The sequence below is a fragment of the Agrobacterium vitis genome, assembly GCF_013337045.2.
GTDB lineage: Bacteria > Pseudomonadota > Alphaproteobacteria > Rhizobiales > Rhizobiaceae > Allorhizobium > Allorhizobium vitis_B.
Genome location: NZ_CP118261.1, coordinates 456,075 through 470,252 on the forward strand (window position 1 = coordinate 456,075; position 14,178 = coordinate 470,252).

Consider the following 14,178-nt stretch of genomic DNA (forward strand, 5'->3'; position numbering starts at 1 on the left):
CTCGGTCTTTGACGACAATCTCGCCGCGCTGCGACCTGATCAGATGGCTGGACTCGAGAATCTATAACGCCACCGTGCCGCCGGGGCGTCGGACCCCGAGCATCATTGCGAGAAACTCATGGGTCACAAGAAAACTGCCATGATCGACGCGATCATCCACCATCAGAATCCACCGTGCCGGCCGCTCCTCCAGCTTGATTTGGCCGTTCGCAAGAGCCGTATAAGTCGTCTGTATACCAAGCGAGCGCGCATAGTGGATGAGCAGGTCTGTAACCGCGATGCTTTTGGACACGGCTTTACGCAGGTTGTCAGCCGAAATGCGCATCGCAGAACCATCCATCTGTGTGAAACAATCGAGCGGACTTTCCGTATCACCCAAGGCGATGGACGTGCCTGTCATGCCGTCGCGGCCGAACAGGCCGACTTCGACGGTCGTGCCGCCATCTTTGCTGGCAACCACGGAACCCAGGCCAGACTTAAGAAAATAGACGCGGTCGATCGGCTGATGTGCTGTCTCAAGCGATTGGCGGAGACTGAGCTGCACTCGCTCGAGGCTGGGAATAAGTAAATGAAGATCGGCTGGCGAAAGCGCTCTAAGCAGGCGGTTTTCAAACAAGCTGGCATGTTGGCCGGACATCGTGCTCTCCATGAACGGGGCGAAAGCACGAGTCTCTTTCAAACGCCTGCGCCCTTGCGTGGCTGGCGACGCATATGATGACCGCGTTAAAAAACCGCGGATCGAAACAACGTTTGTACGAAAGATGACATAATATAAAATCTTTGGTTGATTTCGGTTGTAAGCAATATGCTGGATGATAATGCCAAGTTGTTTGATCCGTGCGTCTTGGGTATCGAGACGAAATGAAATTTCCGAGCGGATTTCCCTCTCTGAAGGTGTTTGGTTTTCTGCTGGAAATTGCCACCTACGCAGTGTGGCTCCATCACCGGCATGCCCTGAGCACAGCGGATATGGAAGACCTTCTTGCCGTATGTGGCATGGTGTCAACATCCCAGACGTCCCTTCTCAGATTGGAAATTAAGTCCACGCGACCCCGGATTTTACCGCCATAAAAGGATGTTCATTGAAACGATAGATAGAACTTTTCGCTTACATTTTATGCGACATTCGCCGCCGATTAAAAAATAGCCTTATGGTTGCTTGACAAAAAGCGCAGGGTTATGTGAACTTTGTAAAGCGCTTTACTAAACCGCTTTACAGGGTGGATATGGTCAAGGAACGGGTCACTGGGCTAAAGGATGTTGCCGCCGCCGCTGGCGTGTCGGTGACCACCGTGTCGCGCATGCTGAATGGCTCGCTTGATCTTCCCGGCGAGACGCGCAAGCGGATTGAAGACGCCATTGTCGCGCTCAAATATCAGCCAAATCCGCATGCAAGGCGTCTCAGCCGTGGCCGCTCGGACACCATCGGTCTTGTGGTGCCGGATATTGCCAATCCGTTCTTTGCAACTCTGGTGGCTGCCGTCGAAGAGGAAGCGGATCTGCGCGGTTTGGCGCTGTCGCTCTACGCCACGCTAAACCGCCCGGGTCGCGAAATGGCATACTTAAGCCTGCTGGAGCGCAACCATGTGGATGGCCTGATCTTTATCACCAATCACCCTGACCACGGTGAGTTGGCGGCGATCATCAACCGCACCGGAAAAGTGGTTGTGGTCGATGAAGACGTGCCGGATGCGACCGTGCCAAAGCTGTTTTGTGACAACCAGCAAGGCGGAGAACTGGCCGGGCAGCATCTGGCCGGTTTTGGCCATCGGCATGTTCTCTATATTGGCGGGCCGGATGTGATGATCAGCACCGAGCGCCGCTTTATCGGGTTTGAAGCCGCCATGCGCGCCAAGCACGGTGAGAATGCGGTCATCGAGCGCTATTGCGGTGATTATACCGCCGAGTTTGGCAGACAGGCAGCGCGGCGTTTTCTGGAGGGCGCACGCGAGGCGACCGCGATTTTTGCCAGCTCCGACGAAATCGCCATCGGCGTCATTGAAGTGCTGCGGGCGGAAGGAATTTCCATTCCTGAGCAGATTTCGGTCATCGGTTTCGATGATGTTGGACCTTTGCATCTTTTTGCCCCGCCGCTGACGGCCATTCGTCAGCCGGTGCGGGGAATGGGAAGCCGCGCTCTTTCGCTGCTTCTCGACACCGATTGGCAACAGCCTGCGAGAGCATCGGAGGAATTGCTGCCAGTGGAAATCGTCGTGCGGAACTCCGTTGCACCGCCAGCGAAATAACAAAAGCAACGGGCAAACCTATAACCAGAGGATGGAATGATGACCCGGACTTTCACACGTAGAACCATCAATGCAGCCTTGGCTGTCACAGCCCTCACCGGCCTGTGCCTGACCGCAGGAATTGCCAATGCCGCGCAAAAAACCTTTGCGTTGGTGCAGATCAATCAACAGGCACTGTTTTTCAACCAGATCAATCAGGGTGCCCAGAAGGCCGCAGATGCCGCAGGCGCAAAACTGGTGATTTTCAACGCCAACAATGACCCTGCTGCTCAAAACAGCGCCATCGAGACCTATATTCAGCAGAAGGTAGACGGTATTGCCGTTGTGGCCATTGACGTCAACGGCATCATGCCAGCGGTCAAACAAGCAGCCGACGCCGGCATTCCGGTGGTCGCCATCGACAGCATTTTGCCTGCTGGCCCTCAGAAGGCACAGATTGGCGTCGATAACGCCAAGGCAGGAGCCGATATTGGCAAATTCTTCGTCGATTACGTCAAGAAGGACATGGGTGGCAAAGCCAAGCTGGGCGTTGTCGGCGCGCTGAACTCCTTCATCCAGAATATCCGCCAGAAGGGCTTTGAAGACACGATCAAGGGCGTCTCCGGCATCACCTCGGCAGGTGTGGTTGATGGCCAGAACGTGCAGGACAATGCGCTGGCAGCGGCTGAAAACCTGATCACCGGCAACCCTGATATGACCGCTATCTATGCCACGGGCGAGCCAGCGCTGCTGGGTGCCGTTGCCGCCGTGCAAAGCCAGGGCAAGCAGGACAGTATCAAAGTGTTTGGCTGGGATCTGACCGCTCAGGCCATTGCCGGTATTGACGCCGGTTATGTTGCAGCCGTGATCCAGCAGGACCCGGCAGCCATGGGTGAAGCGGCTGTAAAAGCGCTGAAGACCATTGCTGACGGTGGCGCGGTTGAAAAGACCATTGCCGTGCCGGTCACCATCGTCACCAAGGCCAATGTTGAGCCTTACCGGGCCGTGTTCAAATGATTTCCGGTGGACAGCTCCCAACCGCTGTCCCTGGAGCCGGGGGAGTTGATCTCCCCCGGCAACCCGGAGAAGGCGGTGCGCGTGAACCCCGGATTTCGCTTCGTGGTATCCGCAAAACCTTTGGCTCGCATCAGGCGTTGCGTGGTGTTGATCTCGATCTTTTCCCCGGCGAATGCTTAGGCCTGGTCGGCGACAATGCGGCGGGGAAATCAACGCTCACCAAAGTGATCTCCGGCACTTATATCCCTGACGATGGCACCATCACGCTGGATGGCGAGGCGGTTCGGTTTTCCGGTCCAGCTGATGCCCGTTCGCGCAATATCGAGATGGTGTTTCAGGATTTGAGCCTGTGTGACCATATTGATGTGGTTGGCAATCTGTTTCTGGGCCGGGAATTGACCAAAGGCCCGTTTCTGGATCGCGCCCGTATGCTGGTGGAAGCGCGCAAGATGCTGGATGCGCTGGAAATCCGCATTCCGCGCCTCACCGCCAAAGTCGAGAAATTGTCGGGCGGCCAGCGGCAGGCGATTGCCATTGCCCGTGCGGCCTCATTCAATCCCAAAGTGCTGATCATGGATGAGCCAACCTCGGCACTGGCCGTGGCGGAAGTGGAAGCGGTGCTGGCACTGATCAACCGCGTCAAGGCCCGAGGCGTTTCCGTGGTGCTGATCACCCATCGCCTGCAAGATCTGTTTCGTGTCTGCGACCGCATCGCGGTGATGTATGAAGGCACGAAAGTGGCCGAGCGGCAGATTGGTAGCACCAACCTTGAAGATCTGGTGAAATTGATCGTCGGAGGGGAAAGACATTGACCGCCTATACTGAACGCGCCAAAGGCTCGCCCTTCGCTGACTTTATCACCGAAAATGCCCAGGTTCTGTCGATTGCTATTTTCTTCTTTGCCTGCATGGTTTTCTTTTCCGTCACGACCGATACATTTCTCACGCTCGGCAATATCCTCAATGTGGTGCGGCAGGCAGCGCCCATTTTGATTGTTGCTGTGGCGATGACACTGGTGATTGTGACTGGCGGCATTGATCTTTCCGTTGGCTCGCTGGTGGCGCTGATCAATGCAACGGTAGCGATTGTGCTGGCAACGGGCCTGTCATGGCCGTTGGCCGTGTTGCTCATGCTGGTGTTGGGCGGCGTGATTGGCCTGATACAGGGCTGGTTCATTGCCTATCAGGGCATTCCGGCCTTTATCGTCACGCTGGCTGGCCTGTCCATCCTACGCGGCGTGGCGCTCTACATCACCCAAGGCTATTCCATTCCCATCAACGAGGTGCCGGGGTTCTTCACGCTGGGTCGTGGTGAGTTCCTGAGCCTTCCTGTTCCGGCTCTGATTGCCATTGCCGTGACCATCTTTGGGTTTGTGTTGGTCTCCTCCACCAAATATGGCCGTCAAGTGGTGGCCGTCGGCTCCAATCTGGAAGCGGCACGTCGGGTGGGCATGCCCGCGAAATGGATAGTCGCCTCTGTCTATCTGGTGTCTGGCGTGGCTTGCGCCCTTGCTGGCCTGTTGATTGCGGCCCGCCTTGGTTCAGGCTCCTCCAACGCCGCCGTCGGCTTTGAATTGCAGGTGATTGCTGCCGTGGTTTTGGGTGGCACGTCGCTGACGGGCGGGCGCGGCACCATGCTGGGAACGCTGCTGGGCACCATGACCATCGCGGTGATCGGCAATGGTCTCATTCTCATGCATATCTCGCCGTTTTTCACGCAGATTGTCACGGGCGCGATCATTCTTGTGGCGATCTGGCTGAACACCCGGATCTTTTCCGCAAACTTCCGCTTCGGCGCCGCGAAGAAAGGGTGAGATATGACCAGTGAACTCTCAGAGGCTCATATCCGCTCCGGCAAGGTGATGACGGTGGCCGGCCCCATCTCAGTGGACCAGATGGGCGTGACCTTGATGCACGAGCACATCCTCAATGATTGCCGTTGTTGGTGGCATCAGCCTAAAACGCCTGATCGGCAATATCTGGCAGAAGGCTTCGTCTGCATGGAGATTCTGGGCGAGTTGCGCCAGGACCCCTTTGTGAACAAGCATAACATCACGCTGGATGACGAGCCTTTGGCCATCCTTGAGCTGATGGATTTTGCCAAAGCGGGTGGCAAGACCGTGGTAGAGCCAACCTGTCAGGGCATTGGCCGTAATCCTATGGCGCTGCGCCGTATTGCCAAGGCGTCCGGGCTGAATATTGTTATGGGCGCTGGCTATTATCTGGCTTCATCCCATCCCGCCAAGGTGGCAGAGATGACGGTGGAGGCCATTGCCGATGAAATTGTGCAGGAAGCGCTGGTTGGCGTTGATGGTACCGATGTCAAAATCGGCCTGATTGGGGAAATTGGCGTCTCCTCTGATTTCACCGCTGAGGAGGAAAAGTCACTGCGGGCCGCAGCCCAGGCGCAGTTACGCACCGGCCTGCCGCTGATGGTGCATCTGCCGGGCTGGTATCGGCTGGGTCACAAAGTGCTGGATATTGCCGCAGAAGAAGGGGCAGACCTGCGCCACACGGTGCTGTGCCACATGAACCCATCCCATGATGATCTGACCTATCAAGGCGAACTGGCCAGCCGGGGTGCGTTTATTGAATATGACATGATCGGCATGGATTTTTTCTACGCCGATCAGCAGGTGCAATGCCCCAGCGATGAGGATGCCGCCCGCGCCATCGTCAAGCTGGTGGAGATGGGCCATTTCGACCGCATCCTGCTCTCCCATGATGTGTTTTTGAAGATGATGCTCAGCCGCTATGGCGGCAATGGCTATGCCTATATTTTGCGGCATTTCTTGCCGCGCCTCCAGCGTCATGGCCTCGGTGCTGACGCTCTCACCACCCTCATGCGGGGCAATCCCCGTTCGGTCTTTCAGGCTGCCGCCTGAGACCTGTTGCATCAGATAAGGACAAAGAACATGACAAAGAAAATTCTTCTCGTGGGTGAAAGCTGGGTCAGCTCCGCCACGCATTACAAAGGTTTTGATCAGTTTGGCAGCGTCACCTTTCATCTGGGCGCGGAGCCGCTGGTGAAAGCATTGGAAGGCAGCGAATTTGAGCTGACCTATATGCCTGCCCATGAAGCAGTGGAAAAATTCCCCTTCGAGATGGCCGGTCTCGATGCCTATGATGCCATTATCCTCTCCGACATCGGGGCGAATTCCCTGCTGCTGCCACCTGCCGTGTGGCTGCATTCCAAAACCGTTCCCAACCGCCTGAAGCTGATCAAGGCCTGGGTGGAAAAGGGCGGCAACCTGCTGATGGTCGGTGGCTATTTCTCGTTCCAGGGCATTGATGGCAAGGCCCGCTGGCGTCGCACGCCGGTGGAAGACGTGCTGCCCGTCACCTGCCTGCCCTATGATGACCGGGTGGAAATCCCTGAAGGCTCAACCGCCGATGTGATCAAGCCCAACCACCCAACCGTTGCTGGCCTCACCGGTGAATGGCCTTTGCTGCTCGGCGTCAACGAGGTTGAGGTGCGCGAGGGTGATGATGTCGAGGTGATTGTACGTCTGCCCAAGGATCAGGGCAGCCATCCGCTGCTGGTCACCGGCACGTTTGGCAAGGGCCGTACCGTGGCCTGGACGTCTGATATCGGACCCCATTGGCTCTCGCCTGCGTTTTGCGAGTGGGAAGGCTATGGCAAGCTGTGGAAGAACATTCTGGGCTGGATGACGCAAGCGCGGTGATGTTCTCACGTGGCGAGGATAGCTGCCAACTCGGTCTGTGATGGAAACGCAGACCGGGTTCCCCGGCGACTGACGGTGATGCTGGCGGCCTGTGCTGCATGGCGCAGCGCCAGGCCATCGGGCATGACATGGCGCAAACTGCTGGACGCCAGCGCAACCGCCATGAACGTGTCGCCAGCACCAGTGGTGTCAACAGCAACGGATGGAACGGCTGGGATTGTGGTGGTGCCGGTGCGATCCGCCAAGATCGCTCCCTTGCCGCCAAGGGTGATGATGACGGTACCAACACCGGCATCACGCAAGCATTGGGTGGCGGCTTCGCCGCTTTCACCTGTCAGCTTATCGGCTTCGCCCTGGTTCAAAAAGGCAATGTCGATCAGCGACCAAAGGGCAGCAAAGCCGGGCCGCAACGGTGATGGGTTAAAGGCGGTGATCATACCACGGCGTTTGGCCTCGTGTAGGAGGGCAGCCGTGGTATCATCGGTGAGATTGCCTTGGAGAATGGCCAGATCGCCGGGTTTTGCCGCCTGTAAGACGCTGGTAACATGCTCGGGCCGGACGCTGGCGGCGCAGTCTGTTGTGGTGATGATGGCATTTTCGCCATCCGGTATGGTGAAGATCATCGAGACGTCGCTGGCTTTATCGACAAGTTCGATCAAGCGGGTATCGATCGGCTCCAGAGACAGGCTCTGCCGGATCATCGAGGCGCGAAAGTCGTTGCCGACAGCGGCAATCAGCGTGGTGCCCAAACCGGCGCGGCCCAGAACAATCGCCTGGTTGGCGCCTTTGCCACCCAGATCCGTGCTTTGCTGCTGGCCAAAAATCGACGCGCCAGCCTCTGGCATGGTCGGTACGGACATGATTTCATCGATTGCGACATTGCCGATTACCCAGGCACGCATCACAGACTTTCAACACGCATGGCAGGCTTTCAAAAGGAAATGAGAAATGCTGGATATATCCGACAACACATCAAGCGCCATACGGGAAATTTTCGGGCGCGACAAGGCGCTGATCGGCATGATCCATTGCCCGGCCTTTCCCGGTGCGCCGCGCTATCGCGGCGCGAGCATGACAGAGATTTACGATGCCTGCATGCTTGATGCCGAAGCGCTGATTGAGGGCGGCATGCATGGGCTGATGATTGAAAACCACGGCGACATTCCTTTTTCCAAGCCGGATGACATCGGGCCGGAAACATCCGCCTTCATGAGTGTGGTGACTGACCGCATTTGCCGTGCGGTTGGTGTGCCACTGGGTATCAATGTCCTGGCCAATGCGCCCATTCCGGCCTTTGCCATTGCCATGGCGGGCGGGGCAAAATTCGTGCGGGTCAACCAATGGGCCAATGCCTATGTCGCGAATGAAGGCTTCATGGAGGGACGGGCGGCGGAGGCCATGCGCTACCGTTCCATGCTACGGGCCGAACATATCAAGGTGTTTGCCGATAGCCATGTCAAGCACGGCGCCCACGCCATCACTGCCGACCGCACCATTCAGGAATTGACCCGTGACCTTGCGTTTTTCGATGCCGATGCGGTGATTGCCACCGGCCAACGCACCGGCAATTCCGCGACGATGGAGGAGATTGAAGAGATTGGAGCGGCGACGCATCTGCCTCTTTTGGTTGGTTCGGGTGTTTCCAAGGACAATATCGTCGAGATCCTGAAACGCACCAACGGGGTTATCGTTGCTTCATCACTCAAACATGGCGATGTCTGGTGGAATCCCGTGGATATTGAGCGCGTTAAGGCTTTTGTGGCGGCGGCCCAGCCGGGCTTGAAGGCGTAAATACCATGGCACAAGCGGGTAAAGGACTGTTAGAGGTCAATGGCGAGCGGCTTTTGGCCCGATTGGACCAATTTGCCGCGATTGGTGCTACGTCCAAAGGTGGTGTTAATCGGCAGGCCCTGACGGCGCTTGATCGTCAGGCGCGGCAATTGCTGGCCGATCTTGGTCGGGCGCGTGGATTTTCTGTCTATCAGGACCCGATCGCCAACCTGTTCCTGCGCCGCGAGGGACTAAATCCGGATTTACCGCCGCTGCTGATTGGCAGTCATCTCGACAGTCAGCCCTCTGGCGGGCGGTTTGATGGTGCGCTAGGCACACTCTGCGCGTTCGAAGTGCTCGAAACATTGGAAGATCACGGCATAGAGACAGAGCGCGCCGTGGAAGTCGTTGCCTTCACCAATGAAGAAGGCTGCCGTTTTGCCCCCGGATGCATGGGGTCCATGGCCTTTTCGAAGGGTGCCATTTCCCCCGCATGGCCTATGGCGCGGGCAACGGATGGCGCGCTGTTTTCCGATGATTTGGCAGCAACGCTTGCTGACTTGCAAGGCGCTGCCATGAGGCCGCTGGGCTTTCCGGTGTTTGCTTATCTTGAAGTGCATATCGAGCAAGGCCCATCCTTGGAAAAAGAGGGTCTGCCCATCGGCATCGTCACGGGGATTCAAGGCACCCGCTGGCTTCAGGTGACCATTTCGGGCCAGACTGCCCATGCAGGCACCACAGCACTGTCCTACCGCAAAGACCCCATGCGCGCCGCCGTCTCCGGCTTGAACGTGCTTTATCATGACATCATGCCGCAAGATGCCCAATCACGTCTGACAGTCGGCCGGTTTTCGCTGGAACCGGGGGCCATCAATGCCATTCCGGCAGCCGTGACGTTTTCGCTGGATATCCGCCACCCCAATTTTGAGCAACTGGATCTGATCGAAGCGAAGATACGCAAGGTCCTGCAGGATCATGCTGGCGAGAATGGATGTGATCTCGAAATTGAACTGCTCTTCGACATGGCTCCAGCGCGTTTCACGGATCATCTGGTTACCATACTGGAGAGCGCCGCGATTGATGCCGGTTTTGCCCATAAATCCATGGTGTCCGGTGCTTTTCACGATGCACTTTTCATCAATCGTGTCGCACCCTCTGCGATGATTTTTACTCCATGTCGAGATGGATTGAGCCATAACGAAGAAGAGTATGTCAAACCTGCGGATTCTGTCGCAGGGGCGCAAGTGCTGCTGACTGCAAGCTTGCAACTCCTGTCGAACTTGGCGACACCAGCATCTGTAGTTGTCGCTCACCTACGTTAGAGTGCCAGGAGACAGCCAATCAACTTAATCGAAACCATCAGCCGCTTGCGGATTCCCCATCAGGGATATCCTTTTGACTTTTTATGAAAGGCCTTTTGACAAGGTCCAGCAGGTCATCAACAAAGGTGAAAATGACGGGGATCACCAATAAGCTCAGGACGGTGGACGTGAGCAAGCCGCCAATCACAACGATAGCCATCGGTTGACGGAAACTCGTATCGCCGCCGCTGAGGCTGAGGGCAACAGGTGCCATGCCAGCGCCCATGGCGATTGTCGTCATCACGATTGGCCGGGCGCGTTTGTGGCAGGCATCAACCAGCGCCTCATAGCGGCTCATGCCATTGCGTCGCGCCATGATGGCATATTCCACCAGCAGGATTGAATTCTTGCTGACAATGCCCATCAGCATCAAAAGGCCGATGACTGCGGGCATCGAGAAACTCGTGCCCGTCACAATCAACGGAAAGAGCGCGCCGCCAAGCGAGAGCGGAAGTGCCATCAGGATCGTCGCCGGTTGCATGAAATCGTGGAACAACAAGACCAGCACCGCATAAATACAGAAGATGCCGATGCCCATCGCCAAGGCAAAACTGGTGAACAATTCCGACATGCGCTCAAGCTCGCCTTGCTGGACGATATGCACTCCTGGTGGGAGATGATTGAGGCCCGGTAACGCCATCGCTTCCTTGTTGACATCTCCCAAGGCACGACCGTTCAACTGGATGGTGAAGGTAATGTTGCGGGATCGGTCGATCCGATCAATCTCCGAGGGGCTGCCCCCGATTCGGATTCCGGCAATTGCGCCAAGTGACACTTTTCCGTTCGTCCCAGAAAGTTGCAGTTGCGAGATGGCATCAAGGTTGTGAATATATTTGGGATCGAGCCGGACACGGATATCGATCTGCCGCTGAGGAAGATTCAGTTTGGAACGGGATGTGGAATAGTCGCCGTCAGTTGCGACACGCACAACGTCCGCAATCGTATCCGAGGTGATGCCCAAAGCCGCCGCGCGGGCGAAATTCGGCGTGATTTGAATTTCGGGGGCCTGTCTGGCCGCGCTGGACGTGATGCCACCAATCCCTTTCAAGCCATGCAACTGCTCTCCAACGGCAGCGGCTGTCTGATCGAGAAGCGTCGGATCATCGCTTGCCAGCGTTAGCTGGAGCTCGGTGCCATTGCCCCCGTTGCCGACTTCGACACGAACGCCAGTAAGCTGCTGCAAGGCATCACGCATCTGCTGCTCGATTTCCGATTGCTTCAGCTTTCGATCATCGATTGGGGTAAGATCAACCACCAATGTCGCGGTTGTAACGTCACTGGTTGTGCTGCTATCAGCACCGGCCCCACTTGTGGAGGAGCCGACGACAGTGAACACGCGCTTTATATTCTCAAGTCCGGAAATCAGTTTCACGGCTTTAAGCGACATGGCTTCTGTGTCGGAAAGCTCTGTTCCAGGGGGCATTGTCAACGTCACCTGGGTCTGAGCGTTGTCAGAGGCCGGAAAGAAGCCGGTCTTCAGCAGAGACACTGCCGAAAGTGAGACGACAAGGAAAACGATAATGCCAAGACTGGTCAGAAAGCGGTGGCGCAGACATGCGCGCACAATGGAGAGATAGGTCTTCATGATGACCCCATCCACTTCCACTTTCGGCGTCGCCTTCATCATATACGCAGCCATCATCGGCGTCAGAAAACGGGCAACCATCAGTGACGCCAGCACGGCGACGGCGGCGGTCACACCGAATTGCTTGAAGATCAACCCGGGAATACCGGCCATAAACGCGGTGGGCAGGAAAACCGCAACCAGCGTGAATGTTGTTGCAATCACGGCAAGGCCGATCTCATCTGCCGCTTCCATGGCTGCATCATAGGTTTTTTTGCCCATGCGCAGATGTCGCTCGATATTTTCAACCTCGACGATTGCATCGTCAACGAGAATCCCCACCACCAGCGAAATCGACAGAAGAGAAATCGTATTGAGGCTGAAATTCGCGAGATAGATCACAAGGAATGTCGGAATAATCGAGAGTGGCAAAGCAACGGCAGAGAGGATGGTTGCTCGAAAATCGCGCAAGAAAAGAAAGACCACGACAATTGCCAGGGCCGCTCCCTCATACAGCATGTGCATCGAAGCGTCATAATTGTCGATTGTTGGCTGAACCGTTGTGTAGGCCTGCACAATTTCGACTTCGGGATGCTCGGCTGCAAATGTTGCCATCACCCGCGCCAGATCGGTGGCGACACCCGTATCGGAATAACCGTTGCTGCGCTTGACCTCAACGGCAATCACCGGCGTCTGCCCCAGATAAGCAAGGGAAGACCTTTGGGAATAGTTATCGCTCACCTTGGCGATCTGGTCGAGGCGCACGCTCTTGCCATTGGAGAACGGAATTGTAATTGCTGCAACCTCCTGTACGGAGTTGACAGCACCCAATGTCCGCACCGTCTGATGCAGTCCGTTCAAATCTCCACGCCCGCCGGACGCATTTTCCTGCACCAATTTGAGCTGCGACGACACATCTGCCGCTGTGACACCAAATGCTGTCAACAATGCCGGGTTGATATCGACATGAACTTCTCGATCCACACCGCCAAAACGATCAACCTCTCCGACACCTTGGGCTGTCAGCAAAGCCTTGGTCATGTCATTGTCAACGAACCAGGACAGTTCCGTTTCATTCAGCTTCTTTGATCGCACAGCATAGGTCTGCAACACGGACGATTGCACCGTGACCCGTGAGACGCTTGGTGTCTGCATCGCGGATGGCAGATCGGTAACGCTGTCCACAGCGTTGCGAACTTCGTTCAGCGCTTGCTCGCCGTCTTTTTCAAGGCTGAAGGAAACGCTGATCGACACCGAGCCGTCGGTAATTGTCGTGGTGATGTGATCCAGCTTGTTGAGGGTCGCGAGCTTGTCCTCAATCTTGCGAGCGACTTCGGTTTCAAGTTGCGATGGTGCCGCACCATCCAGCGTTGCGCTAATCTTGATCGTCGGCAGATCCATGTCGGGAAACTGCTGAACCCTGAGCTTCTCGAAGGCAATCAAGCCACACACGGTCATGAGTGCAAACAGGAGAATAGCTGGAACCGGATTGCGGATGGAAAAAGCTGAAATGTTCATTTGGTTGCAGCCTTCACAAGCACGAGATCATTGTCGGACAGGAAGGCTCCCCCTGCTTCCACAATTTGCGCCGAAGCATCAATCCCGGAAAGGATCTCGACCCGGCCGTCATTTCGTCGGCCAATGTCCACCCGCACACGCGAAACCCGGCTATCGGCGTTAACCTTGAAGACGTAATTGATGCCGTCACTGTAAACCAAAGCGGTTTCGGGCAAGGTGAGAGCTGGCGTGACGGCCAGCTCAATGGTGCCGGATTCGTAGAGACCAACCCGGATATCGGGATCATCAGGAAGGGTCACATAGATTGTGCCCCGTCCTGTGTCATCGCTCACAATCGGGCTTACAAGGCGGACGGTTCCCTCAAAACTCTTGCCCGATTGATCATGGCCCGATTGATCATGAATGGTGGCCTTGGCCCCGGGATGGATGCGCGGCAACTGGTAGGACGGAACTTCAGCCTGCCACTCAACGCGCCCTTGGCGCACGAGGCGAAACAGCTCCGTTCCGGCCGAGACGACATTGCCGAGATCGGCAGAACGCGTTGAGACGATTCCGCTGTCCGGTGCCGTTATCGTTGTCTGCGCAAGCGTTATTCTGCTTGATTCAAGCGAGGCTTCATCGGAAGCGAGGTCGGCGGCGTCTGTCTGTTCGGTGATGTAATAGCCAAGGGTGTCCTGATCGGACAGCGCACCGGAACCGGTGACCTTTTTTGCCCGCGCGCTATCTGCTTTTGCTTTGGCGAGAGTGGCCTTGGCAGATGCAACAGCCGCTTCCTGTTTGTGAACATCGGCGATGGCGCTCTCATCTGACAGCCTCGCCATCACATCGCCCTTCTTCACCACAGAGCCGACATCAACCAGGACATCCGTGATTTTTAAAGAGCCCGTTTCCGCAGCAACAATGGCTTCCTGCCAAGCAGCCAACCAGCCGCTGACTGCGATCGTGTCTGCCCATTGCAATGTTTGTGGTGTGGTAACTGAGACGGTCAGCGTCGCTGACTGTGTGGTTTGTGTTTGCTCGGTCTTGGAAAAGACCATG

The 14,178-nt window shown here is 56.4% G+C and carries 12 protein-coding genes; 8 read left to right on the forward strand and 4 right to left on the reverse strand.

The annotated features are described in order from the left end of the window. Nucleotides 1-61 precede the first annotated feature (61 nt). Complete coding sequence (locus G6L01_RS25040; protein ID WP_174089362.1) at nucleotides 62-1,009, reverse strand: Crp/Fnr family transcriptional regulator; 948 nt, start codon at nucleotides 1,007-1,009, stop codon at nucleotides 62-64. Nucleotides 1,010-1,226: 217 nt separating this feature from the next. On the opposite strand from G6L01_RS25040, the gene G6L01_RS25045 reads away from it, so the two are divergent. From G6L01_RS25045 to G6L01_RS25070, 6 genes are read left to right on the forward strand one after another with little or no spacing between them, the layout of a single operon-like run. Beyond that, nucleotides 1,227-2,246 (forward strand): LacI family DNA-binding transcriptional regulator, encoded by a 1,020-nt coding sequence (locus tag G6L01_RS25045; RefSeq protein WP_070166096.1) that lies wholly within the window; start codon nucleotides 1,227-1,229, stop codon nucleotides 2,244-2,246. A 39-nt stretch (nucleotides 2,247-2,285) separates the two neighbouring features. Then, entirely contained in the window at nucleotides 2,286-3,242 is a 957-nt protein-coding gene (locus G6L01_RS25050) for an ABC transporter substrate-binding protein (RefSeq protein ID WP_070166178.1), read from the forward strand. Beyond that, nucleotides 3,239-4,054 carry an ATP-binding cassette domain-containing protein gene (locus G6L01_RS25055; RefSeq protein ID WP_070166098.1) on the forward strand — a complete coding sequence of 272 codons (816 nt, stop codon included), beginning with the start codon at nucleotides 3,239-3,241 and terminating at the stop codon, nucleotides 4,052-4,054. The genes G6L01_RS25050 and G6L01_RS25055 overlap by 4 nt, the downstream gene beginning before the upstream one ends. Continuing rightward, complete coding sequence (locus G6L01_RS25060; RefSeq protein WP_070166100.1) at nucleotides 4,051-5,055, forward strand: ABC transporter permease; 1,005 nt, start codon at nucleotides 4,051-4,053, stop codon at nucleotides 5,053-5,055. Before G6L01_RS25055 ends, G6L01_RS25060 begins: the two co-directional genes overlap by 4 nt. A 3-nt stretch (nucleotides 5,056-5,058) precedes the next feature. Continuing rightward, nucleotides 5,059-6,126 carry a phosphotriesterase family protein gene (locus G6L01_RS25065; protein ID WP_060716945.1) on the forward strand — a complete coding sequence of 356 codons (1,068 nt, stop codon included), beginning with the start codon at nucleotides 5,059-5,061 and terminating at the stop codon, nucleotides 6,124-6,126. Between the two features lie 30 nt (nucleotides 6,127-6,156). Next, entirely contained in the window at nucleotides 6,157-6,927 is a 771-nt protein-coding gene (locus G6L01_RS25070) for a glutamine amidotransferase (protein ID WP_060716946.1), read from the forward strand. Between the two features lie 5 nt (nucleotides 6,928-6,932). Here the strand turns inward: G6L01_RS25070 and G6L01_RS25075 are convergent, their stop codons facing one another. Beyond that, complete coding sequence (locus G6L01_RS25075) at nucleotides 6,933-7,829, reverse strand: ribokinase (RefSeq protein WP_070166102.1); 897 nt, start codon at nucleotides 7,827-7,829, stop codon at nucleotides 6,933-6,935. Nucleotides 7,830-7,875: 46 nt separating this feature from the next. On the opposite strand from G6L01_RS25075, the gene G6L01_RS25080 reads away from it, so the two are divergent. Both G6L01_RS25080 and G6L01_RS25085 read left to right on the forward strand, forming a co-directional pair. Next, the gene (locus G6L01_RS25080; protein WP_060716948.1) at nucleotides 7,876-8,718 is read left to right on the forward strand and encodes a BtpA/SgcQ family protein; all 843 of its coding nucleotides are present in this window, start codon (nucleotides 7,876-7,878) and stop codon (nucleotides 8,716-8,718) included. 5 nt (nucleotides 8,719-8,723) lie between these two features. After that, nucleotides 8,724-10,019, forward strand: coding sequence for a Zn-dependent hydrolase (locus tag G6L01_RS25085; protein ID WP_139190180.1), 1,296 nt, complete (start codon nucleotides 8,724-8,726; stop codon nucleotides 10,017-10,019). A gap of 37 nt (nucleotides 10,020-10,056) precedes the next feature. On the opposite strand, the gene G6L01_RS25090 is transcribed toward G6L01_RS25085, so the two are convergent. Both G6L01_RS25090 and G6L01_RS25095 read right to left on the reverse strand, forming a co-directional pair. Continuing rightward, complete coding sequence (locus G6L01_RS25090; RefSeq protein WP_070166104.1) at nucleotides 10,057-13,140, reverse strand: efflux RND transporter permease subunit; 3,084 nt, start codon at nucleotides 13,138-13,140, stop codon at nucleotides 10,057-10,059. Continuing rightward, nucleotides 13,137-14,177: an efflux RND transporter periplasmic adaptor subunit gene (locus tag G6L01_RS25095; RefSeq protein WP_060716950.1), complete on the reverse strand. Its 1,041-nt coding sequence runs from the start codon at nucleotides 14,175-14,177 to the stop codon at nucleotides 13,137-13,139. The genes G6L01_RS25090 and G6L01_RS25095 overlap by 4 nt, the downstream gene beginning before the upstream one ends. Nucleotide 14,178 lies beyond the last annotated feature (1 nt).